The 23,107-nt window shown below is 70.6% G+C and carries 19 protein-coding genes and 1 tRNA gene; 7 read left to right on the top strand and 13 right to left on the bottom strand.

The features are described from left to right. Positions 1–13 precede the first annotated feature (13 nt). From V6R91_RS20950 to V6R91_RS20930, 5 genes are all read right to left on the bottom strand, one after another. Positions 14–889, bottom strand: coding sequence for a branched-chain amino acid ABC transporter permease (locus V6R91_RS20950; RefSeq protein WP_336396859.1), 876 nt, complete (start codon positions 887–889; stop codon positions 14–16). Beyond that, entirely contained in the window at positions 886–1,599 is a 714-nt protein-coding gene (locus V6R91_RS20945) for an ABC transporter ATP-binding protein (RefSeq protein ID WP_336396858.1), read from the bottom strand. The genes V6R91_RS20950 and V6R91_RS20945 overlap by 4 nt, the downstream gene beginning before the upstream one ends. Continuing rightward, positions 1,596–2,411: an ABC transporter ATP-binding protein gene (locus V6R91_RS20940; RefSeq protein WP_336396857.1), complete on the bottom strand. Its 816-nt coding sequence runs from the start codon at positions 2,409–2,411 to the stop codon at positions 1,596–1,598. Before V6R91_RS20940 ends, V6R91_RS20945 begins: the two co-directional genes overlap by 4 nt. A gap of 19 nt (positions 2,412–2,430) precedes the next feature. Beyond that, on the bottom strand, positions 2,431–3,633 hold the full coding sequence (locus V6R91_RS20935; RefSeq protein ID WP_336396856.1) for a substrate-binding domain-containing protein: 1,203 nt from the start codon (positions 3,631–3,633) through the stop codon (positions 2,431–2,433). Between the two features lie 162 nt (positions 3,634–3,795). After that, positions 3,796–3,871, bottom strand: a tRNA-Lys gene (locus V6R91_RS20930). Between the two features lie 95 nt (positions 3,872–3,966). Between V6R91_RS20930 and V6R91_RS20925 the strand changes: the two genes are divergently transcribed. Then, a complete protein-coding gene (locus tag V6R91_RS20925; protein WP_336396855.1) occupies positions 3,967–4,794 on the top strand; it encodes an inositol monophosphatase family protein in 828 nt (275 codons plus the stop codon). 38 nt (positions 4,795–4,832) lie between these two features. Then, on the top strand, positions 4,833–5,414 hold the full coding sequence (locus V6R91_RS20920; protein WP_336396854.1) for a hypothetical protein: 582 nt from the start codon (positions 4,833–4,835) through the stop codon (positions 5,412–5,414). 129 nt (positions 5,415–5,543) lie between these two features. Here the strand turns inward: V6R91_RS20920 and V6R91_RS20915 are convergent, their stop codons facing one another. The 3 genes from V6R91_RS20915 to V6R91_RS20905 all read right to left on the bottom strand — a co-directional run bounded on the left by V6R91_RS20915 (position 5,544) and on the right by V6R91_RS20905 (position 13,763). Then, positions 5,544–11,393, bottom strand: coding sequence for a cell wall-binding repeat-containing protein (locus V6R91_RS20915; protein WP_336396853.1), 5,850 nt, complete (start codon positions 11,391–11,393; stop codon positions 5,544–5,546). A 100-nt stretch (positions 11,394–11,493) separates the two neighbouring features. Next, the gene (locus tag V6R91_RS20910) at positions 11,494–13,122 is read right to left on the bottom strand and encodes an MMPL family transporter (RefSeq protein ID WP_336396852.1); all 1,629 of its coding nucleotides are present in this window, start codon (positions 13,120–13,122) and stop codon (positions 11,494–11,496) included. Next, positions 13,041–13,763: an MMPL family transporter gene (locus tag V6R91_RS20905; RefSeq protein WP_336396851.1), complete on the bottom strand. Its 723-nt coding sequence runs from the start codon at positions 13,761–13,763 to the stop codon at positions 13,041–13,043. The genes V6R91_RS20910 and V6R91_RS20905 overlap by 82 nt, the downstream gene beginning before the upstream one ends. Positions 13,764–13,869: 106 nt before the next feature. On the opposite strand from V6R91_RS20905, the gene V6R91_RS20900 reads away from it, so the two are divergent. The 3 genes from V6R91_RS20900 (at position 13,870) to V6R91_RS20890 (ending at position 15,561) form a co-directional block, all read left to right on the top strand. After that, the gene (locus tag V6R91_RS20900; protein WP_336396850.1) at positions 13,870–14,409 is read left to right on the top strand and encodes a YaeQ family protein; all 540 of its coding nucleotides are present in this window, start codon (positions 13,870–13,872) and stop codon (positions 14,407–14,409) included. 8 nt (positions 14,410–14,417) lie between these two features. After that, a complete protein-coding gene (locus tag V6R91_RS20895; RefSeq protein ID WP_336396849.1) occupies positions 14,418–14,636 on the top strand; it encodes a putative acetyltransferase in 219 nt (72 codons plus the stop codon). Positions 14,637–14,715: 79 nt separating this feature from the next. Continuing rightward, positions 14,716–15,561, top strand: a complete 846-nt coding sequence (locus V6R91_RS20890; RefSeq protein WP_336396848.1) for a helix-turn-helix transcriptional regulator — start codon at positions 14,716–14,718, stop codon at positions 15,559–15,561. A 39-nt stretch (positions 15,562–15,600) separates the two neighbouring features. Here V6R91_RS20890 and V6R91_RS20885 read toward each other — a convergent pair whose 3' ends face one another. Further along, positions 15,601–16,026 carry a DoxX family protein gene (locus V6R91_RS20885; protein WP_442928160.1) on the bottom strand — a complete coding sequence of 142 codons (426 nt, stop codon included), beginning with the start codon at positions 16,024–16,026 and terminating at the stop codon, positions 15,601–15,603. A 48-nt stretch (positions 16,027–16,074) separates the two neighbouring features. Continuing rightward, positions 16,075–17,250: a polysaccharide pyruvyl transferase family protein gene (locus V6R91_RS20880; RefSeq protein WP_336396847.1), complete on the bottom strand. Its 1,176-nt coding sequence runs from the start codon at positions 17,248–17,250 to the stop codon at positions 16,075–16,077. Positions 17,251–17,404: 154 nt separating this feature from the next. Between V6R91_RS20880 and V6R91_RS20875 the strand changes: the two genes are divergently transcribed. Together V6R91_RS20875 and V6R91_RS20870 are read left to right on the top strand one after the other, a co-directional pair. Beyond that, a complete protein-coding gene (locus tag V6R91_RS20875; RefSeq protein ID WP_336396846.1) occupies positions 17,405–19,561 on the top strand; it encodes a glycosyltransferase in 2,157 nt (718 codons plus the stop codon). Further along, positions 19,558–20,925 (top strand): glycosyltransferase, encoded by a 1,368-nt coding sequence (locus V6R91_RS20870; RefSeq protein WP_336396845.1) that lies wholly within the window; start codon positions 19,558–19,560, stop codon positions 20,923–20,925. Before V6R91_RS20875 ends, V6R91_RS20870 begins: the two co-directional genes overlap by 4 nt. On the opposite strand, the gene V6R91_RS20865 is transcribed toward V6R91_RS20870, so the two are convergent. From V6R91_RS20865 to V6R91_RS20855, 3 genes are all read right to left on the bottom strand, one after another. After that, the gene (locus tag V6R91_RS20865; protein ID WP_336396844.1) at positions 20,829–21,539 is read right to left on the bottom strand and encodes a hypothetical protein; all 711 of its coding nucleotides are present in this window, start codon (positions 21,537–21,539) and stop codon (positions 20,829–20,831) included. The two genes, V6R91_RS20870 and V6R91_RS20865, sit on opposite strands and share 97 nt — an antisense overlap. Positions 21,540–21,609: 70 nt before the next feature. Further along, positions 21,610–22,503 carry an aldo/keto reductase gene (locus tag V6R91_RS20860; RefSeq protein ID WP_336396843.1) on the bottom strand — a complete coding sequence of 298 codons (894 nt, stop codon included), beginning with the start codon at positions 22,501–22,503 and terminating at the stop codon, positions 21,610–21,612. 121 nt (positions 22,504–22,624) lie between these two features. After that, positions 22,625–23,104 (bottom strand): SRPBCC family protein, encoded by a 480-nt coding sequence (locus tag V6R91_RS20855; protein WP_336396842.1) that lies wholly within the window; start codon positions 23,102–23,104, stop codon positions 22,625–22,627. Between the last annotated feature and the right edge of the window lie 3 nt (positions 23,105–23,107).

Raw genomic sequence — 23,107 nt, 5'->3', positions numbered from 1 at the left:
GGCTGTCGACGGGTCATGCCTTCCTCCCCAGGAGTCCGCTCGGGCGCACCAGCAGCACGAGCGCCAGCAGGATCACGACGATGAAGTCGCCGGTCCCGCCGAGATAGAAGTTCGCGAACTGCTGCAGGACGGCGACGAGGACGGATGCCACGGCCGCACCGGTCAGCGATCCGAGGCCGCCCACCACGGTGACGATGAACGCGAAGATGAGGAGCGTCTGGCCCAGGTGGGCCGACACGAACGTCGAGTAGTGCATGGCCAGCACGCCGCCGATGCCGGCGGCCGCACCGCCGATCGCGAAGACGAGGGTGAACGAGCGCCGCACGTCGATGCCCAGCGCGGTGACCATCGAGCGGTTCTCGACGCCGGCCCGGATGATCATGCCGTAGCGCGTCTTCTGCAGGAAGAGCACCAGGGCGGCGAGCACGAGTACGGCCGCGATCATGAGCACCCAGTACGTGTTGGGGATGCGGGCGCCGAGCACCTCCGTCGTCTGCTTCAGCCACGCCGGACCCGAGATGTGGATCGGGTCGGTGCCCCAGATCCCCTCGAACAGCGCCACGGCGGCGAAGGAGAGGCCCACGGTGACCAGCACCTGCTCGATGTGCCGCTCGTACAGCGGGCGGATGAGCACGAGCTCCGTCAGCGTCGCGAACACCGCGCCCACCGCCGCGCCGACGAGCACCGACAGCAGGAACGATCCCCACGAGTCGGTGCCCAGAGCCTGGGCGACCATGAAGCCCATGAAGGCGCTCAGCGTGAGGAAGGCGCCGTGGGCGAAGTTCAGCACGTGCATCAGGCCGTAGATCAGGCTGAGCCCGCTCGCGACGAGGAAGTAGAGGGCGCCGAGGCCGACGCCGGTGATCAGGGTCAGGACGAGGGTGCTCATACGGCGTGCTCCACGTGGACGCCCAGGAGGCGGCGGGTCAGGTCGTCGTCGTCGAGGATCGCGCGTGCCTTGCCGACGTGGGCGACCCGGCCGCCGGCGATCACGACGGCGTCGTCGGCGAGGCGGCGCACGACCTCGAGGTTCTGCTCGACGAGGAGGATCGGCACGGTCTTCGAGGCTTCCTCGAGTGCGTCGGCGACCTCCGTGACGATCTTCGGGGCGAGGCCCTTGGTCGGCTCGTCGACGAGGAGCAGCCTGTTGTCGTTGAGCAGCGCCCGCGCGACCGACACCATCTGCTGCTGCCCGCCCGAGAGCGTGCCCGCCTGCTGGTCGCGACGTGCGACCAGATCCGGGAAGAGTTCGGCGACGAACTGGTGCCGGGGGCTGCGCTGCCGCTCCGCCAGCGCCAGGTTCTCGGCGACCGTGAGCCTGGAGAAGACCTCGCGGTCCTCCGGCACGTAGCCCACACCGCGCCGGACGATGCGGTGCGTGGACAGTCCGTCGATGCGCTCCCCGGCGAGGCGTACCTCGCCGCGCCGCGAGATGAGACCCAGGATGCCGCGCAGCGTCGACGTCTTGCCCACGCCGTTGCGCCCGAGGACGGCGGTGATTCCGGTGGCCGGCACGTCGAAGGACACATCCTCGACGACCTGCTGGCCGGCGATGGTGCAGCGCATGTTCCGCACCGTGAGGATCGGCTCGGCGGTCATGCGGCCTCCGTTCCGGTGGAGCCGGAGCCGAGGTACGCGCTCTGCACCAGCGGGTTGTCCATGATCCGCTGCGGGGTGTCGTACGCGATGATCGTGCCGAAGTACATCACCGCCACCTTCTCGACCAGTCCCATGAGCACATCGATGTGGTGCTCGACCATGAGCAGCGTGCAGCCCTTCTCGCGCTGCATGACGCGGATGTTCTCCACGAGGCCGGGCACGTCTCCGGACGCGACGCCGGCCATCGGCTCGTCGAGCAGCACGATGCTCGACTCGGTGGCCAGCAGCACCGCGATCTCGAGCTTGCGCTTGTCGCCGTGGGAGATGTCGCCCGCCATGGCTTCGCGCATGTGGCCGAGCCCGACGATGTCGAGCTTGTCCACAGCCAGCGCGGTGGCGGCATCCGTTCGCCGAGGGAATCGCACCAGCGATCCCGATCCGCCGAGCGACACCTGGGCGGCCAGGCGCACGTTCTCGAGCACGGACAGCTTCGGGAAGAGGCTCGAGGTCTGGAAGGTGCGCCCCAGTCCCGCCCGCGCCCGTGCGGGCACCGACGCCGACGTGATGTCGCGGTCGTCGAGCACGACACGGCCGGCGGTGGGCTTCATGAGCCCGGAGATCACGTTGAAGAGCGTGGTCTTGCCGGCGCCGTTCGGGCCGATGACTCCGACGAGGGAGCCGGCCTCGACGTCGAGGTCGACGCCTTCGAGGATCGTCGCGCCGCCGATCTGCAGGCCGAGGCCTTCGACCCTCAGCGGAGAACCGCGGCGAACGGCACCCGCGTCGGGCGTGGACGGGATGGGAGTGCTCATCGTGCGGTGCCGCCCCGGCTCACTCGGCCTCGGCCGGCGCGACCTCGTCGGCGGCGACGGTGTCGATGAGCTCGGGCACGAAGGTGCCGCCGTCGGCGACGAGCTTCACCTGGTACATCTCCTGGATGAGCGCGTGGTCGCCCTCACGGACGGTCATGGCGCCCTTGGGTCCCTCGAACTCGAAGCCCTCCAGCGCCGAGACCATCGCGTCGACGTCGCCCTTGCCCTCCTGGATCGCGTGGACGATCATGATCGCCGCGTTGAACCCGTCGGGGCTGAAGAGGTCGGGCGTTCCGCCGGCTTCCTCGATCGCCTCCACCATCGCGGTGTTCACGTCGTTGTCCGGGCCACCGGGGAAGTAGTGGTTGAGGAAGTTGATCTTCTCGGATGCCTCGCCGTAGGCCCCGAACGTCGCGGCATCGCCGAGTCCGGTGACCACCGGGATCTCGTCGAGCACGCCCTGCTGGCTCATCGCCTGCCACATCGCGCCCGAGGTGGCGCCGGCCCACGCCACGAAGACGAGGTCGGGAGCAGCCGCGAGCACCTGCTGCGCGAACGGCGTGAACTCGGTGACGTCCTCGGCGACGAGCACGGGGCTCACCGTCGCGCCCTTGCCGCCCAGGATGGCGTCCACGGCCGCGACGTTGCCCTGACCGAACGCGTTGTCCTGCGCGAACACAGCGACCGTCTTGCCCTCGATGTCGTCGAGGAACGTGCCCGCGGTCGCGACGTCCTGCGCGCTCTGCCGGCCGGAACGGAACGTGTAGTCGTTGATGCCGGTGATCGCATCAGCCGCGGCCGGGCCCGAGATGTAGAGCACCTTGTTCTGCTGCGCCTGCTCGGCGACGGCGAGGGCGACGCCCGAGGATGCGGTGCCGGCGATGATGTTGACGCCCTCGCCGATCAGCTCCTTGACGGCGGTGACGGCCTTGTCGGGGTCTCCGGCGTCATCGCGGTTCTCGATGGTGATGGTCGTGCCGTCGATCTCGCCGGTGCCGTCGGTCGCATAGTCGAGACCTGCCTCGAACGCATCGAGGTATTGCTTGCCGTAGCCGGCGAGCGGCCCCGACTCGCTCGTGACGATGCCGACCGTGACCTCGGCGGGACCACCGCCGTCGGTCGCCTCGCCCGACGGCGTCTCCGCGGTCGGCGCGCAGGCCGCCAGGGCGATCGCTGCCGTGACGACCACGGAGCCCAGGAGCAACTTCTTCGTAACCCGCATGTGCGTGCCTTTCCCCATTGGAAGGATTCGGGAACCAGGCCTCCGCCTCATACATGAGACCCGATTCAGGTTCCTGCAATCTATGCGGACGACGCCGTGCGGGTCAAGTCGGAAGAGAGCGGAGACAGCAGAAGGGCGGTCCTCGCGGACCGCCCTTCTTGATGGTGCACCCCCTGGGACTCGAACCCAGAACCCACTGATTAAGAGTCAGTTGCTCTGCCGATTGAGCTAGAGGTGCTCGATTCGCAACGTGGCGAACCGAGGGTCAACGCTACCATCACGATCGCGCAACGTGAAATCGAACGCGGAAGGCCCCCGGGTATCCTGGACCGCGTGACCTCCCCCCTCGTGCCGCCGTCGTTCGACACGCCTTTCGAGGGGGATCTCTCGCCGGACCTCGACCTTGCGCTGCGCCTCGCCGACGCGGCGGACGCGGCATCCATGTCCCGTTTCGATGCCGCGGATCTCGACATCCGGCTGAAGGCGGATGCCAGCCATGTGACCGAGGCGGATCTGGCCACCGAGCGGGCCATCCGCGCACTCCTCGAGACCGAACGGCCCGGCGACGGCGTCTTCGGCGAGGAGTATGGCATCAGCGGCGACTCGAACCGCCAGTGGATCGTCGATCCGATCGACGGCACGGCGAACTACCTCAAGGGCATCCCGATGTGGACCACGCTGATCGCCCTCGTCGTCGACGGCGTACCGCGCGTCGGCGTCGCGAGCCAGCCGGCGATCGGCCGCCGGTGGTGGGCGGCCACGGGCCTGGGCGCGTGGACGAACACGCCGGCGGGCGAGCGGCGGCGCCTCGCGGTGTCGAGGGTCGACGCCGTCGCCGAGTCGAGCGTCAGCTTCCAGAGCATCGGACAGTGGCGTGAGGCCGGAAGGCTCGATGCGCTCGAGCGTCTGACGTCGTCGGTCTGGCGGGACCGCGGCTACGGCGACGCCTGGCCCTACATGCTCCTGGCCGAGGGACGCCTCGAGTTCGTCGCCGAGTTCGGCGTCAAGGAGTACGACATCGCGGCGCTCGTGCCGATCGTGACCGAAGCGGGCGGGAGGTTCACGTCCTACGACGGCAACGACTCCCTCTCCGAGCGCTCCTCCTTGGCGACCAACCGCGTGCTCCACTCCGCGTTCCTCGATCTGCTCCACTCCGCCTGACGTCCTTCCGCCCTCCCATCCCCCAACGGAGACCCTTCATGCCTGCGCCCCGGATCCTCGGCACCGCCGCCGCGCTCGTCCTCACCGCGATGGTGCTCACCGCCTGCACGGGCTCGCCCGAGGAGCCTGCACCGCAGGAGACGGGCAACGCCGCGACACCGACCAGCGCCGCGCCCGAGCCCACCACCACCGGCGAGCCCGAGCCGGCGTCGAGCGAGGCTCCGACCTGCGAGACGCTCATCGGCGAATCCGTCGTGGCCGATTTCCAGAGCATCGGCTGGAGCTCGCAGCAGTCGCCGCTCTACATCGGCAGCACCGAGATCGAAGGCGGCATCCAGTGCATGTGGGCCGACTTCAGCGGACCCGCCGGAGACCACGGGCAGATGTTCGGCTGGGCGCTCCTCGCCGACGACGCGGCCGCCGACGCGCAGACCGAGCTCGTCTCGCAGGGGTGGATCCGAGAAGAGGACGCCTCGGGGGTCTACGTCACCGAGAGCCCGAACACGGTCATCGCCCCCGACGAGAACGGGTACGGCATCACGTACCTCTTCGCCGAGGGCCAGGTCACCGTCGCCGACACCAAGCAGGGCCTTCTGCTCATCGAGTGGCCGCGGGACTGAGCCGGCGGGCGCTGCGGCGCGCCTGAATCGTCGCGCCGTGAGCACCATGGACACCACGGAGGGCCGGTTCTCGGGAACCGGCCCTCCTCGTCCGACACGAATGGGAGGGTGTCGGACGCGGCCCTGTCGTCAGGGTGCCGCGGTGACGGGCTCGGAGGTATAGGCCGACACGCTCTGCGCGGTCTCGGCTCCGTCGACGTAGCCGATGGTCACGCGGATCGTCCTGCCGACATCGGCGGCGGCCGGCGCGTAGGCGCTCGCCGTGCCGCCGGCGTCGGCCGGGATGTCGGTCCACACCGCCGTGGGCGAGGCCGGATCGTCGGTCGTCCACGCCCACTGGTAGGTGAGCGCGCCTTCCTCGAAGAGTCCGTCCGGGTCGCTCGGGATGCCCGGGACGATCGGCGTACCCACCACGAACGGTGCGGTCGACTGCATCGAGAGCGTGCCGTTCTGCTGCACGTCCTGCACCTGCGACGTGGAGACCGCCGACCGTGCTGCGCGGAACAGCCCGTCCACCGGATCGGTGTAGCCGACCGTCACGCGGAGGAACTGCCCCACAGCGGCCTGGTCGGGCACGTAGGTCGCGCTCGGCGAGGTGACGAGCACCTCCCACTCGCCCACCGTGTCGGCCGTGTCGCCTTCGCCGGCCCACCAGGTGTAGAGCAGGTTGGTGACTGCCGACTCGTCGAAGTCGACGGTGAAGGCCTCATCCGCCCACAGGGTCGCGGTGACGGGCTCGCCCTCCACCGGGTCCATCGGCGCCATCTGCACGAAGGCCGACGGCTCGCAGGACACCCACTCGCCCTCGATGAGCTCGGCGCAGCCGTCCGCGAACTGCATGCGCTCGAACCCGGTGATGGTGTCGGTGCCGTCGCTCTCCTCGGCCTCCTGGACCGCGGTGTGAGTGACCGACCAGTAGCCGGAGCCCTCGAACCCGATCTCCGAGATCGCGTACGCGGCCCGCACATCGGCGTACTGCACGGTGTCGGCGTCGCCGACCTCGTCGCGGTTGATGTCGATCGCGCGGATGATCTCGATGTTGCCCGGGTTCAGCCGGCCCTCCACCGCGTGGGTCACCAGCTCGGACGCGCTGTTGACGACGAGTACCGTGCCGTCGTTGAGCGTCGCCTGCAGCTGCACCCGCAGGACCGCGTCGCCGTCGAGGTAGTCGTTGCCACCCCGTCCTTCGACGGTGTCACTGCCGGGTCCGGCGATCATGACCTTGTGCACGCCGTCCGCGTCGATCTCGGGAGCGTCCCGCAGGATCGGGAGCGCGAAGTCGCCGAGGGCGATCTCGTCTCCGGTCACCGGGTTCGTTGCGGTGGGCCGCAGCATGGCCTCGAGACCGTCCACCAGGTCGAGCGATGCTTCGGTCGCCTTGTTGAGAGGCGCCTCGCTCAGCGTGGTGAAGTCGTCCGGTTCCACGAGCGGGCCGCGGAGCGTGTCGTTCCCGACGCCGCCCGACAGGGCCTCGAGGAGGTCGAAGCGCGAGGCCAGCTGGTTCTGCGTCTCGAACACCCGGTTGAATGCCCAGTCGGAGACCACTCCATCCGGCGTGCCCCAGTAGGTCAGCCAGTCGAAGCCCAGGTTTCCGAGGTGACGATCGGTGCCGACGGAGGTTCCGACGATGATGTCGTCACCGCCCTCGCCCTCGATGTCGTCGTTGCCGAAGCGACCGATCACGACGTCGTTGCCACCCAGGGTGTCGTTCTGCGCCTGGTCGGCGTTGTCGCCCTGCAGCAGGTCGGCGTGGCTGGATCCTTCGACCCAGTCGTTGTGCTCGCCACCGAAGACCGTCGTGCGGCCGGAGGTGCCGAGGGTGACGTCGTCGCCCAGCCCTGCGAAGAGCGTGGTCGCGTTACCACCGCCGTTGATCATGAAGTCGTCACCCAGACCACCGATCGACAGGTCGTCGCCGGGGCCGTTGTGCATGACGTCATTGCCCTGCTTGCCCTTGAGGTTGTCATCGCCGAACGAGTCGGTGATGATGTCGTCGCCCGTACCGCCGACGAGCGCGTCGTTGCCCGACCCGCCCTCGATGCGGTCGTTGCCGGCGTAACCCCAGATGGCGTCGTCACCCTCGTCTCCCCGCATCCGGTCGTTGGCGTCGGATCCGTGGAGTTCGACGTGCTCGTCACCGCTCCAGCGGTACGTGCCGTCCGGCTCCTGGATCAGACCCGCGGGCAGCGCGCCCCCACCTGCGAAGTCATCGACGTCGAGGATGGGGTCGTGCAGCGCGAAGATGTCTGCCGGAAGGTTGGAGGCATCCGTGTTCCGCTGAATGATGTCGGAGAACGTGTTGCCTTCGAGTGCGGCGAACAGCTGCTCGCCCTGGTTGCGGAACAGGTAGTAGAACCGGTCACCGAACTGGAGCTTCTCGAGCTGCGTCTCGAACACGAAGTTGAACGTCGATCCGAGCATTCCGCCGAACGGGTTCAGCCGCTCCGCGAGACCGCCGACCCAGAAGTCGACGTTGTTCAGACCCGTCTCGACTCCAGCCCAGGCGCCCGTGCTGTTCATGAAGTCCAGGCGGTCCTCAGGCGCCTGCAGCGGTTCGGGGGCGAAGTCCGCCAGGGCGAGCTCCACGTCCGAGCTGACCGCGCCGGGACCACCCAGGATGATGATCTGCTGCACGCCGAGACGCTCGATCTCGGCGATGAGATCCGGTGTGAGCCCGGTCGGCGGGACGAGCAGCAGCGGCGAGCCGTTGATGCCTGCCGCCGGCGTGCTCGTCAGCGCGTCCGGGAAGTTCGCGCCGGTCGCCAGGTACAGCGTGTCCGCACCGTCCGGGAAGAAGTGATCGGTGATCGCCGTCGCGGTCGCGTAGCGGTCGCCGCCGCCGAGCCGGATCACGTCGCCGTCGGTGTACGCACCGAGCTGCGAGGCGACCGAAGCCGACACCGCACCCGTCTGACCGAGGATCACGATCTCTGACGGAGCGAGCTCCTCCAGCACCGTCGCCGTCACCTCCGGAATCTCATCGGGCCGCACCAGCAGCACCGCGGAGCCGGACGAGGCCGCCACCGCCGCACCTGCCAGCGCATCCGGGAAGTTCATGCCGTTGGCGATGAACACCCGTCCGCCCGGCTCGAGCTCACGCGCGATCTCGGCTGCGGTCTCGAAGCGGTCGAGACCTGCGATCCGCGTCACCGGAGCATCCGCGTCGGAGATGGCGTCCAGCGAGGCCACCGTGTTCGGGCCGACCACGCCGGGGCCCCCGAGCACCACGATCCGCTGCGGCTGAAGGTTCGTCAGCGCGAGCACCGTCGCCAGCGGGATCTCGCCCGTGTCGTTCGGTCCTGTCAGCAGGATGGGTCCCCCCGTGGCCGCAGCCAGCGCACCGCCGGCGAGCGCGTCGGGGAAGTTGCTCCCCTGCGCGATGTACGCCACCGGCACTCCCGGCTGGAAGTGACGCTCCGCGATGACCCGGGCCGTCTGATAGCGGTCCGGACCGGCGAGCCGGATCACGAACTCCTCACCCAGCGGTGCGCCGTTGACCAGCAGGGCCGCGGCGTTGCGCTTCTCCTCGAGCGTGGTTGCCGCGGTGATCGTCTCGTGGGTGCCGTACGCGGCCACGAAGTTCACCAGCGACACGCGCTCACCGGCGCGTCCGAAGTTGTTGCCGTTCTTCGTGTTGAGCCCGAAGTCGTTCCAGCTCGTGTACGGACGGAGGTCGTCGTCGCCCGTCGCCTGGAAGAACGTCTGCCGCGCGGCCTGGAGCGACGGAACACCGGCGTCGCGGCCACGGAGGAGGTTCAGCGATGCGAGGTCCAACGGCAGGCCGAGGAGGTTGTTGCGCAGGACGTCGACGATGTGCTCGTCGATCTGGCTGCCGATCCGCGACGTCATGCCGTTGATCAGCGTTCCCGCCGCCTCTTCGGGGCTGAGCGCGCCGTTGTGGTCGAACTCGTCCGGGTTCAGGAACCCGGTGAGCAGCGGGACATCGCCCGCCCCACCCGGCTCGATCGCGCCCGATCCGCCCTCCAGCAGCGGCTCCCGGCCGATCTCCTCGGTCATCATCGAGTGACCGAAGCGGTAGACCACGTGCGCGAATTCTGCGGTGATGGCCGCGTTGATGTTGGCGTCGTAGCTGTTCTCGTTGAAGACGACAGCGTCGATCGTCGGTGCGATCTTGCGGCCGAACTCCTCGAAGACGAGGTGCTGGTACTGCATCTCGGTGGCGAACTTCGCCGCCTGGAAGAGTCGCTCTTCGAACGTCCAGTCGTCCGCCTGGCCTACGACGGGCTCTGCCGCGGGGTCTGCCGCCGGGACGTAGCCGGGCAGCTGGTCCTCCGGCCGGTCCGAGGCGTACGAGTGGTTCTCGCCACGGAACGCGGCTGCGAACTCGGCGATGCCGCCGCGCTCCTCGGAATCCTGAGCCTCGAGCTCGGGACGCGCCCCGTCCAGCACTTCGAGGATCTGGCCGACCATGCGGTTGTGCTCCGCGTGGAACACCGCGTGCACAGCGGTCAGGCCGATGTTCTCGTTCACACGACCGTCACCGGCCATGAAGTGCGCGTCGAGCGTGGCGTTGTCGTAGCCGGTGAGGACGGGCTCGCCGTTCTCGTCGAGGATCGGCTCGCCGTTCTCGTCGAAGCGAGGCAGCAGCTCCCCGTTGACGCCGACGACCGGGGTCGCCCCGTGGGCGATGTCGTCGAGGAACGCGTGCCCCGTGCCGACCTTCGACCAGCCGACGGGGATGGCCGCGCCGCCCGGCTGTCCCTCCAGCCAGTCGGTCTCGCCGGCCTCGTTCACGATGAGGTACATCGGGAACCCGTTGCCGCCGCGGACGAAGTTGCCGTACGGGTCGACGGCGACCTGTGGCACGTCGAGCAGGTCGGCGTCGCTCAGAGCCAGGCCGAGCACGTCATTGCTCTGCGCCTTGACGTCCGCCCAGGTCGACATGCCGCCGTCGGGACCCTCGATCAGGTGGCCGGTGGGCTGAGGGATGCCGTCGATCAGCACGTACTCACGCAGGAATACCTGGTGCGCGGGGTGCGAGGCGTAGGTCTGGTTCTGATCGATGAACGGGCTCGTGAGGTTCGCGTGCTGGTTGGTGGGGTTGCCCGCCTCGTCCTCGAGGCGGTTCGCCCGCGACAGCGTGATGAAGTTCGCCGCGGGGTCGCACTCGATGGTCTCGTCCTGCGCGCGCACCCCTTCGGGCAGGCAGTACAGCGGGTCGTCCGCCGCCAGCGGAACGATCATCGTCCCGTTGCCGCCCTTGGCGACCAGATCGAGGCCGTGGTCGAAGAACTGGCCGAAGAAGCCCATGAACGTGTTGAACGGCGCCGACAGCTCCTCGTCGGGGGCCGTGTTCGGCGTCGTGACGCGGTCGGTGCCCGCCACAGGGATCGCCGTGCCGGCCTCCACCTGCAGTTCGATCGCGGGGTTGTTCACCGTCTGGTCGACGATCAGGTTGCTGATCTCACGCGGGTGCGAGTCGTAGACATTGCCATCCGTCTGCGCGTAGCACGTGGCGCCCGCCTCGCAACCCGCCATCTGCTCGGGAGTGTTCGCCTCGAAGCCGAGGTCGAGCGCCTCCGGCTCCGCCTGCCGCCACAGCTCCGGCAGCAGCCTCGGGAACGCGTTGTCGGAGGTGCCGTACTGCCCCTGACCGGCGACCAGGTTGTTGTAGCTGCCGTCGACGGTGCGCACGCCCGCGGGGCGCATGATGTCCGGCACGCAGTTCTGAGCCGCCGTCCCCTGGCCGGGGCAGTACAGCTCGTAGTTGGACGGGTTGAGTTCGTCCGCGGCGTGGGCCTCGGAGATCTGGATCTGGCGGAGGATGAACTCGAGATCGTTCTGGGTCAGGACGAACGAGGGGTCCTCGTCCGTGATCGCTCTCGCTGTCGGAGGCGGCGGCGCCAGCAGCAGCGTGACCACCAGCGCCATGATCGCTGTGATCGCCGCCGCGATCTGCAGTGCGCCTGCGGAGAGTCCCGGTTCGATCCGCGCGCGAGAAGATGATCGTGTGTCCACGGCAATGCCTCCTACGGGTGTTTCCACCCATATCCCCAGTGATGCACCCGGCTTCCCCGAGCCGGCCGCGCAGACGTCGGCAAAACGTCTGCTGCTCTGTCTACTCCCTGGTCGACCCCGACATCAAGTGTTTCTCGGGTTGATCTGCAGGATTCGACCAGCCTGATGCGTTCTTAGGGTTTTCTGAAGGCATTCGCAAGGTGGCCCCCTCGGCTGTCACTTCAGCCCACGCGCGCCCGATTCGACCGGGCCACCACACCCGGCTCCTCAGCTCGTACGCGAGTGCCGGCACGAGCAGCGTGCGCACCACGAACGTGTCCAGCAGCACTCCCAAGGCCACGATGAAAGCGATCTGGACGAGGAACAGCAGCGGCAGCACGCCGAGCGCGGCGAAGGTGGCCGCCAGCACGATGCCCGCCGAGGTGATCACGCCCCCGGTCAGCACGAGAGCCCGAAGCACACCCTCACGCGGCCCGTGGCGCATCGTCTCCTCCCGCGCGCGGGTCATCAGGAAGATGTTGTAATCCACGCCGAGGGCGATGAGGAACACGAACGCGAAGAGCGGCACCGTCGGGTCCGCCCCCGAGAACCCGAGCACCGCGTTGAAGACGACGGCGGACACGCCGAGAGCCGCGGCGAAGGAGAGCGCGACGCTGCCGATGACGATGAGGGGCGCGACGACCGAGCGCAGCAGCAGCATGAGGATGAGGGCGATCGCGAGGAGGACCGCGGGGATGATGAGGGTGCGGTCGGTGATCGCCGCCGCGTTCGCATCGACGTCGATCGCGGTCTGACCGCCCACGAGCACGTCGGTGCCGACCTCGTCCAGTGCGACCCGCAGCCGCTTCACGGTCTGCTCGGCTTCGGGGGTGTCCGCGGCGGAGGTGAGCGTCGCCTCGAGCAGTACGCGGTCTTCGAGCACGAGCGGCGCGGGCGCGACCCCCGAACCCGCGGCGAAGGGCCGGACGCCGTCCGCCGTGATGGGAGCCGGGCCGCCGAGCGTCGCGATCCGCACGTGATCGACGCCGTCCACCTCCTGGATCGCCACGACGGCCTCGAGCAGACGGTCGACGTCGACGATCACCACGGCGGGCGTTCCCGCCCCCGCGGGATAGTGCGCGGCCAGGGCCGCGAGGCCCTCCCTCGCCTGCGACTGCCCCGTCACGTACTCACTCGATGGCGAGCCCTCCGCCTTCAGCTGCGTCACGCCGAGCGCCATCACGGCCAAGACGAGCGAGGTCACGACCCACACTGTGCGGTGTCGCCGCCGCACGAGGCGTGCCAGGCGCGACCACACGCCGGTGCCGGAGAGGATGGCGTCGGACGGGCGAGCCGTCAGCTTGCGCGGCCAGAACGCGACCCTGCCCGCCGAGCACAGGAGCGCGGGCAGCAGCGTGAACGACGCCAGCAGCGCGAAGGCGATGCCGATGGATGCGATCGGGCCGAGCGTCCGGTTCGAGTCAAGCCGGCTCCCGAGGAGCACCATCAGGGCGGCGATGACGGTGAGTCCCGAGGCGAGGATCGGCTGCCACGACCGCTCCAGCGCGTCCCACGTGGCACTCCACCGCGACCGGTGCCGGGTCAGCGCCTCGGCGTAGCGCGAGATGTACAGCAGGGCGTAGTTCGTGGTGGCGCCGATGACGAGGATCAGCAGGATCCCCTGCGTCTGGCCGGCGAGGAGGATCGCCCCGATCGGGCGAGGCCGGCCACCACGAGCACCGCTCCGCACAGGGCCGACATGCTCGTCGCGAGCACGATGAGCGGGAGGAGCGGTGACCGGTAGACCACGATGAGGATGACCAGCACCGCACCCAGGGCGACGAGCAGGAGCAGTCCATCGATGCCGGCGAACGCCGAGATGATGTCGGCGGCGAACCCGGCGCCGCCGGTGATGTAGACCGCTGTCGCACCGGGAACCGCCTCATCCAGTCCCACCCGCAGGCTGTGGACGGCCTGATCGAGCTCGCTGTCCGCGTCCACCGGGATCACCAGCTCCGCTGCGAGCCGGTCCTTCGAGACGATGACCGGCGTCGCCCGGAAGAGCGCGACGCCCGCGATGGGCTCGATGCGCTGGATCGCGCGCTCCATGAGGGGCGCTGCGTGGTCGTCGAGGGGCGCGTCGAACGTGAAGACCGCCACGGCGTAGGAAAAGCCCTCCGCGCGGAATCTCGACTGCTGCTCCTGCACCGACGTGGATTCGGCGCTCGCCGGCAGGAACTGCACCCGGTCATTCGTGCCGAGATCGTTCAGCTGACTGAAGGCGCGGCCTCCCACCAGGAAGATCGCCAGCCACGCCAGCATGATCACCGCGATCACTGCGAGACGCCGCCCTCGCGACGCGCCCCGCACTCCCGTCAGCTCCCCAGCCATGGAGTCAACCTAGGCCATCTTCAGCGAATCTCCTCGAAACCTTGGCAGAACATCAGCAACCACCCGCGTCTGGCCGTCACGACGTCACCACGTAGGCTCGAACGCTATGGCGGTCGGCGCGACGATGTACACCTTTGCTATCCAATTGGCCGACGTCGACCGGGGCGTCTACGAGGATCTGTCGGTGCGTGTGGCGCGGCATCCGTCCGAGACCGACGCCTTCCTGATGACGCGCGTGCTGGCGTACTGCCTGGAGTACGAGGAGGGCATCGCGTTCAGCGAGGGCATCTCGGCGACCGACGAGCCGGCGGTGCTCGCCCGCGACCTCACCGGGGCGCTCACCGCATGGGTGGAGGTGGGTGCGCCGGATGCCGCGCGGCTCCACTCCGGCAGCATGCAGGCCGCGCGCGTCGCGGTGTACACGCATCGCGATCCGGCGAAGGTCGCGGCGCCGTGGGCCGGCAAGCGGATCCATCGCGCGGAGGAGATCCGCCTCCACAGCTTCGATCCGGGGTTCGTCGACGCCGCGGCCGCCGAGCTCGAGCGGCGCAACACGATGACCGTCTCGATCACCGAGCGGCGCATCTACCTCGACCTCAACGGCAAGAGCCTGGAGACGGACATCCGCACCCAGGGCATCGTCTGAGAACCCTCATGATCGAGCTTCCCGAACCCGGCCACCGCGTCGTCGTGCGCTACCTGCTCCCGACGGGCCAGGCGACCGACGCCCTCGGGCCGCTTCTGAGCGCCGATTCCGAGACCGTCGTCGTCGACGGCAAGCGCGGGGTCGAGCGCATCCCCCGCGGTGCGATCATCGCCGCGAAGAGAGTGCCGCCGCCGCCCGCTCCCCGGCCGCGGGGAGCGGGCGCGTGAGCTGACGCCGCCGCGGCTCGGCGCAGGGAGGGACCGCGGATCCCTGGCTGCGGGGCGACGGATGCCGGAGACTCGGGTGATGGACAGGGTTCAGCTCGCCGACTTCCTGCGCCGCCGCCGGGCGGCGCTGCAGCCCGAGGACGTGGGCCTGCGACGCGGCGCCCGCAGGCGCACCGCCGGCCTGCGTCGCGAAGAGGTCGCGGCGCTCTGCGACATGTCCACCGACTACTACAGCCGTCTCGAGCAGGCCCGAGGGCCCCAGCCCTCCGAGCAGATGCTCGCCGCCATCGCCCGCGGCCTGCGGCTGACGCTGGATGAACGAGACCACCTCTTCCGCCTCGCCGGCCACACCGCGCCCGCTCGTGCGCTGCGCAGCGAGCACGTCTCCCCCGGCCTCATGCGGATCCTCGACCGGCTCGCCGACACTCCCGCGCAGGTGATGACCGAACTGGGCGAGACGCTCGCGCAGACGCCCGCGGCACGAGCGCTGTTCGGCGACGAGACGCGCTTCGAGGGCAGCATGCGCAGCGTCGGCTACCGGTGGTTCGTGGACCCGTCTGCCCGCGACGTGTACCCCGCGGAAGATCACCACGGCCTGTCCCGTGCATTCGCAGCCGACATCCGCACGGCGTACGCGAAGTTCGGCGCTCGGTCGCGCGCGGGTGTGATGGTCGACGATCTGCTGGCGACCAGTGCGGAGTTCGCCGCGCTCTGGCAGGAGCACGAGGTGCGCGGCACCCATCCCCGTGAGAAGCGGCTGCAGCATCCCGAGGTCGGCGTGATGGAGATGCAGTGCCAGTTCCTCATCGATCCCGAGCAGGGCCAGACGCTCCTCGTACTCACCGCCGCGCCCGGCACCGAGAGCTACGAACGACTGCAGCTGCTGTCGGTGATCGGCTCGCAGCAGATCACCGCGGGACGCTGAGGACCCGGAGAGCCCTCGCCACGTCTGCCGGCCAGGCGGTCAGCGCCCCGCCCGCCACGGACCGGCGCTCCACAGGGCCCACGCGATGAGCACGGGCTGCAGGAACAGCCGGACGAACCTCGCGCGATCGGAGCGCATCAGAGGCACCGGCGTCCCGGTGCGCCAGTGGTGGACGTTGCCGGGGAAGACCGCGACGAAGAACCCCGCGACCGCCGCACCGACGCTGCGTCGTTCCCGAGGGAGCGACACCAGAGCCGCGCCCAGCAGCACCTCCACAGCGCCCGAGGCCACCACGATCGCGTCCTTGTCCAGGCCGCTGACTCGCGCCGCCCAGTCCGGCACCGCCACCTGGAAGCCGCGGCGGGCCCAGAACAGGTGCGACAGCCCCATGAAGACCAGGAATCCGCCGAGCACGACCCGCAGGATGATCCGGACGATCTGCAGGGGCGGTGCGGGCGCGGTCATCGCGCCAGTCTGGCATCCCCGGCACGGCGCTGCGTCGCCGGCAGCGCATCACCCGGCGAGCACCCCAGCGACGTCGTCCCACCACCGGGCGGCCGCCGAGCGGAGCCCCTCGAGGCGCTCGCGCGCGGCCGCGGACGTGGCATCCCGCCCGGCATCCGCACGGTCAACCGCTGAGGCCGGAAGCGCGTCGAGGTCTTGCACCTCGCTCTGGTCCCAGTGGGCGAGGGCCCCCGACAGCTTGATGCGCGTGTAGTCGTCGGCCGCGAGCGCCACCACCGGCACTCCGGCGGGTGCAGCGAACACGGCCGGGTGGTAGCGGCTCGTGATGAGCAGGCGGGCCGAGCGCGCGAGCGCCGCCGCCGGCACCGAGTCGCCCGTCGGCAGCACCCTGCTGGTTTCGGTCATGCGCGCCCGCACACGCTCGTGCAGCGCGGCGTCGCCGGCCGGCTCCTCCCCCGGCCCCCAGGGGCCGAAGTGCGCGTGGAAGACCACCGGCCCCACCGTGCGCGCGGCGTGGTCGACCAGCTCCGCCATCCGCTGCTCGAGGTCGGGGGCGGAGCGGCCGGCGAACCAGCCCGACAGGCTGACGACCACCGCCCCGGAGGTCCCGCCGGTCGCCGCCGGACTCCGCCAGCCGAGGAACGACGCGTCATCGACCCCCTCCACGACCGGCAGGCCCCACGACCGCACGAGCGCACCCGACACCGATTCGCGCACGCTCGTCAGTGCCGCCGCGCGCACGAGGCTCGCGACCCGCTCCTCGTCGCCGTGCTCGAGGTCGGGCCCGAACGTCTGTCCCGTCACCACCACCGGCAGACCGCGGGCGCGCGCCATCGCGACCAGCGCGCTGCGTTCGTAGATGTGCACCGGCCACCGCGAGGCGAGGTTGCCCCCGCCCGCGTTCAGGACGCCCGAGACGCGATCCAGAGCAGCGAGCACCCTCTCGGCGGGGTCACCTGCTGCCAGACGACCCCGGCCGGCCGCGGCATCCGTCAACTCCTCCAGCCGCGCCTGCGAGGCGGCACGATCCATGCCCGCGAACCCGAGGCGGGGCACCATGGCCACGCCGTAGCGGCGTTCGGACTCGGCGGGTGCCGAGGACACCCCCACGATGTCGACCCCGCGCGCGGCGAGCTCGTCGCGCGCCGCCTCGAACATCGCCTCATCGCCGATGTGCATCATCCCCGACACCACGCCGATGTCGCCGATGGTGAGCACGGTCATAGCTCTCCGTTCAGGAAGGACGCGCCGGTCGCGGTGCCGCGGCGTCGGTGACGAGCACCGATCCGGGCTCGTTGTCAAGCATGCCTTGCCGCCCGGCCGGCGGCATACGCTGTGGACAGCGCAGACCCGCCCTGCGCGGGGAGGCAGGTGACACGTGGGCGTCCAGACCGCGATGGATGAGGTTCTCCACGCGCCGACGATCGTCGAGGCGCTCCGGGCCGCCGACGACGTGGCGTTCGAGGCCGGACGCGATCCCAGCGTGCGCACCCTGCGTGTGCTGCTGACCGCGCTCGCCCGCAGCGACGACATCGCCGCGATCGCCTCGGTGCACGCGCTGGCGGAGATGCACGACGAAGAAGCGCTCCGCCGGCTCGTCGGCCTGCTGTCGGACCCCCGGGCCTTCATCCGCGAGCACGCCGCCTGGGCGCTCGGCCAGAGCCTGCCCCGGCCCGAGGCGGTGGGCCGCCTGCTCGGCCTGGTCGCCGAGGGCGGCTTCTCGGGGATGCTCGCGCAGCACACCATCGAGAAGTGGTCGGGCGCCGCGGGCGAGGCCCTCGCGATCGCGATCGAGTCCGCGCTGCTGGGCATGACGGATGCCTCGTCCCGGGCGACCCTGGTCGAGACCCTCGGCCTCATCCGCCAGCCCATCGCCACCCGGCTCCTCCGCGAGGTCGCCCTCGATCCCCGCGAGTCGGACGAGGCCCGCGAGGCGGCGATCGCCGCGCTGGGTCAGCGGCGTGACACCGCGGGACTCGACGACGACCTCGGCACGGTGGTGGCCGCCGGGGGCCGCTTGGCGGCGGCGGCACGGCTCGCCCTCATCGACCTCGACCCGGCACCTGCCGCTCACCGCGGTGCGCGCGGGCTCACCGTCGCGCAGCTGTTCCTCCACGCCGACATCGACCCTTCGCTGTCGGCGGTCGGCGCCGGTGACAACGGCGGCATCGCCACCCTGCTCGTGCGGCTGGGCGACGCGCTGACGGTCGATGAGGCGAGTCCCGTCCGGCGGGCGCTCACGCTGTCGCGCGGACCGCTCGAGCACAGCGCCGAGGACCTGCTCCGGGTGGCCGGGACATCGAGGGGCCACGTCTACGGCCGCATCCCTCTCGCTGCCCGTCCCGTGGCTTCTGCCGCGGCCTGGCCGTATCGGGTGACGGCGCGCCGCGGCATCCGCCGTGTCCTGCGTGCGGCAGGCGGCGTGGACGTCGTGCACCTGCGCATGGCCGACGTCGGCAGCCTCGCAGCGGCGGACGTGGCCCGGGAGCTCGGCATCCCCACCGTGTTCACGGTCGCGCCCGACCCGCACAGCGTCATCCGGTCGCTGGAGGATGCCGGCACACTCACCCGCGAGGGCTTCGGTGAGACGGATCTTCGCGAGCACTTCTGGTTCCGGGCGCGCCTGGTGCAGACCCTCGCCGCCTCCGCGTCGCACACCGTCTTCTTCCCGCGGCCCGATCTGGTGCAGGAGATGCGCGAACTGGTCGGCATCGACATGAACGCCCGCAGCGAGCGGCACACGGTGGTTGCAGAGGGGGTCGACCTCGAGGTGATCGACCAGGCCGTGGCCGAAGCCCGAGTCGCCGGCATCGAAGGCGCCGCCGCAGCGGGCGCGGCGTTCGGCGACCTCGCCGCGCTTCTGGGCGACCTGGCGGAGGACCGGCGCGGCCTTCCACTGCTGGTCACCGTGGGGCGCCTCCACCGCGTGAAGGGCGTGGCGACGCTCGTCGGCGCGTGGGCGGAGTCGTCACTCAGCGAGCGCGCGAACCTGCTCGTCATCGGCGGCGACCTCGACGAGCCCTCGCGCGACGAGCAGGAGCAGCTCGACCTCGTCGCCGACGTGGTCCCTCCGCACGAGCGTGCGCGGCGGGGACTGATCCTCGCCGGCCATCGCGCGAACGACGTCGCCGCGCGCTGGATCGCCGCCGCGAGATTCGGGATGCCGGGTCTCGCGGCCGCGGGCGGCGCCTACGTGTGCGCGAGCATCAAGGAGGAGTTCGGCCTCGCGGTGCTCGAGGCGATGGCGACCGGACTGGTCGTGGTCGCCCCCGACGGCGGCGGGCCTGCCACATACGTCGACCACGGCGACACCGGCTTCCTCACGGCGACGTGGGACCAGGACCGCTTGACGGATGCCGTCGCGGCGGCGCTGGATCGCGCGGCGGACGACGATGAGCATCGCGCCCGGCGATCGCGGGACGTCGTCGCCGAGGGATTCACGATCCAGGCGATGGCCGCCACGCTGGCCCCCATCTACGCCTCGGTCGTCGCTCAGGAGGCAGAGCTCGCACGGGCGGCGAGGATGCCCGCATGACCCTCCTCGTCGTCAGCCCCGACTACGCCTCGCACCTGCTGCCCCTCGCGGCACTGGCCACGGCCTGGCGCGACGCCGGTGAGCACGTCGTCGTCGCCACCGGACCGGCCACGGCGCCGATCGTCGCCGACTTCGGCTTCGACCGCGTCGACCTTCCGCTCGGCCGCGGGGCCAACGCCGGCGTCATGCGCACGAGGGAGCAGGACGCCGCCGAGGCGGCATCCCTCGAGGGCTTCTTCGAGGCGACCCGGCACGGCATGGTGCCGACGCTGGCCTACCAGGCCCGCGAGCGTCTGACCGACCTGATGTGGCAGCCCGAAGAGCGGGCGAGGGCCACGCTCGAGGTCGTCGATCGGGTGCGTCCCGACGCGATCCTCGTCGACCACCTCGCGTTCAGCGCGCGCCTGGCCCTCCACACCGCCGGCATCGACTACGGCGACGTCGTGCTGGGCCACCCGTCCGCGCTTCCGGGCCCAGGCGAGGTGTACGGCTTCCCGTCGGCCTGGCCGCGGGCGTTCCAGCCGGAGCCGGCCGAGCTGGCAGAGCTGCGCCGCCTGTGCGTCGAGGTGTCCGATCGCTTCGCGGGTCAGTGGAACACGGCGGCTCGCGCGCTCGACCCCGGAGCGGATGCCGTGACCGATGCGTTCGCCCTCCACGGCGACGTCGTGCTGTACAACTACCCCGCGCTCCTCGCCGCGGGAGACGGGCGTGCGCTGCCGCCGCACGTCTTCCTCGGCTCGACCCGGCGCGACGAGCGACACGATCACGACGTCGACGAGTTCCTCCGCGCCGGCACGCCGTTCGTCTACGTGAGCTTCGGGAGCTTCCTGTCGGTGCGCGGCGACGTCCTGGCACGGGTCGCCGCCGCGATCGCGCGGACGGGCCTTCGCGCGGCGATCGCGACGGGCTCCACCCCGGCGGGCCAGCTCGGGCAGCTGCCCGATGGCTGGCTGGTGCGTGAGTACCTGCCGCAGGTGCGCCTGCTGGGCGCTGCCGCGCTCGCCGTCACCCATGGCGGCAACAACTCCATCACCGAGGCGGTCGGGCAGGGCGTGCCGCTCCTGGTGCTGCCGTTCTCGACCGACCAGTTCGCCGGGGCGGCCGCCGTGGAGAGCTCCGGTGCGGGCCTGTCGCTGGCGCCGAACACCGCGACGGTGAACGAGCTGGCCGAGGCCGTCGCCGCACTCGCAGATCCAGACTGGCAGGGGCGTGAGGCGCTGCGTACAGAAGCGGCGGCCCAGCACGAGCGGCCGGGTCCGACGCTCGCCTACGCGGCGCTCTCCTCGATGTCCGCTTCGCCGGCCACGTCCGCCAGCCCGACCAGCTGGGCCATGGCGACCGGGTCGCCGGCGGCCGACCGGTAGCGCTCCATGCGGGCGGCGTTCGCGTCGTACTGGATGCCGGCCCGCGTCTCGCCGACGTGGTGCAGCGCGTACACGCGTCCCGGGTGGCGCTCCGGCGGGGCTCCGAGGAGGGTCTCGTGCGCGAGGTACCACGCGGCGTCCTCGAAGCCCCAGCCCCGGAATCGCTCGTCCTGCCCGCCGTGCCGCGCCCAGGTGCGCGGTGTGGCGACGTACACGCCCGAGCACGCGCCGACCACGTGGTCGTGATCGCAGTCCTCGAGCGCCCTGCCTTCGGCGTACTGCGCCGAGCCCGCGCGACCCAGCCACCGGTACTCGGTGTAGGGCAGATGCACCCTGTCGCTGGTGCGCGCGGCGCGGATCGCCGCACGCAGCGCATCGGGTTCGGGGATCGTGTCGGCGTCGCCGATCACGACGACCTCGTCCTCGGCGGCGTCGGCCATCGCGCGGTTGCGGCAGGCGGCGAGCACGAACGGGTCCTCACCCGTGTCGACGGTCCGAACGACCGCCTCCGGGAAATGCGCTTCATACCAGGCCGTCACACGGTGGAAGGCATCGAGGCGGGACGGCGCGGGACGCCACGGAATGACGATCCGCACGGCGAGGTCGGAGGGCATGACGGGAGCCTAAGGCACCCCGCCGCCGAGCCCGAATCCTGGCCGGTCGGAGGCATCCTCTCGCCGCATCTCAGTCGTCGAAGATGCCGACCGACGCCGACAACCGGGTGACCTCGTCCGCGCTGAGCTCGAGCTCCGCGGCCTGGGCCGAGTCGGTGATGGAAGCGGCGCGCCGCGCCCCGGGGATGGGGATGACGTGGTCGCCGAGGGCGAGTTCCCAGGCCAGCACGACCTGTTGCGGGCTGACGCCGTGCGCCTGGGCGACGTCGCCGAAGACGGAGAACCGCTCGCCGACCCGCCTCGCCCCTCCGCCGGTGCCGCCCAGCGGGCTCCACGGGAGGAAGGCGACAGCGTGGTCCGCGCAGAACCGCAGCTCGTCGATGCTGCCGGGATGCTTCGGCGAGAACTCGTTCTGCACGCTGGCGAGGTTCCCCTCCCCGAGCACATCGAGTGCGATCTGGATCTCCTCCACGCTCGCGTTCGAGATACCCACTGCGCGCACGAGGCCGTCCTCCTGCAGCTTCGCCAGCGACGCGATGACGTCCCCGTAGACGCGCGAGCGATCCGGGCGGTGGTACTGGTACAGCTCGATCCGGTCGACACCGAGGATCTCGAGGGACGTCTCGACGGCGGACCGCAGGTACGCCTCCGACCCGTCGCGCCCCCAGACCTCGCCCTCACTGCGGGTGATGCCGCCCTTCGTCGCGACGAAGATGCCGGTCGAGTCGCCGTCCCACGTACGCAGCGCCTCGGCGACGATCCGCTCGTTGTGTCCCATCTCGTCCCACGCCGGCGCATAGACGTCGGCGGTGTCGACGAGCGTGACGCCCGCGTCGAGGGCGGCGTGCACCGTGGCCACCGCGTCCTCGAACGGCGGATACTGCTTGTCGTTGTTCATCGACAGCGGCATCGCCCCGAGGCCGATCGCCGAAACCTGCCGTCCCGCCAGAGTCCGCTGCTTCATCGCCTGTCCTTTCGGTCGTGCCCACCAGCCTGCCATCCCCGTGCGCTGCCGCGTGGGACTGGACAGCAGGGGTGCCCGACGCGTAAAGCCTCCCGCCTCCCCACAATGGGACCGCGGACGCTCAGCGCGCAGCGGGGGCGACGCCGTCTGCCCGAACGTCGCGGTCCTCGGCCGCCAGCACCCGCGCGAGCCCCCGGAAGTCCCGCATCAGGATCCTCGCCAGCACGAAGGTGGGCAGCAAGGCCACCAGCCGCAGCCAGCCGGCGACGTCGCCCTCGTAGTCGGCGAGCACCCGCGTCCCTCCACTCTGCGCGACGCAGACGTACTCCACCCGCGAGTTCCACGGCGAGGTGGAGTGCCAGACCACCCTGCGCGGTGGATCGATCGCCTCCAGCTCATCAGCGAACCGCACGGTGAAGGGGCCGAGGATGCGGTCGATCGCCCACCATCGACTGCCCACGTCCGGCGGCCCGTCGCCGATGCGCTGGCGGAACTCCACCGCCGGCGCGAACTCGGGCCACCGCGCAGGGTCGGCGACGTACGCGAACACCCGCTCGGGCGGGAAGGGAAGGTGGACGTCGAGGAAGACGCGTCGCCACATGGC

Source organism: Microbacterium sp. CCNWLW41 (assembly GCF_037083505.1).
Note: the sequence above shows the minus strand (reverse complement) of the source record. Positions and strands in the feature narration are given on the sequence as shown.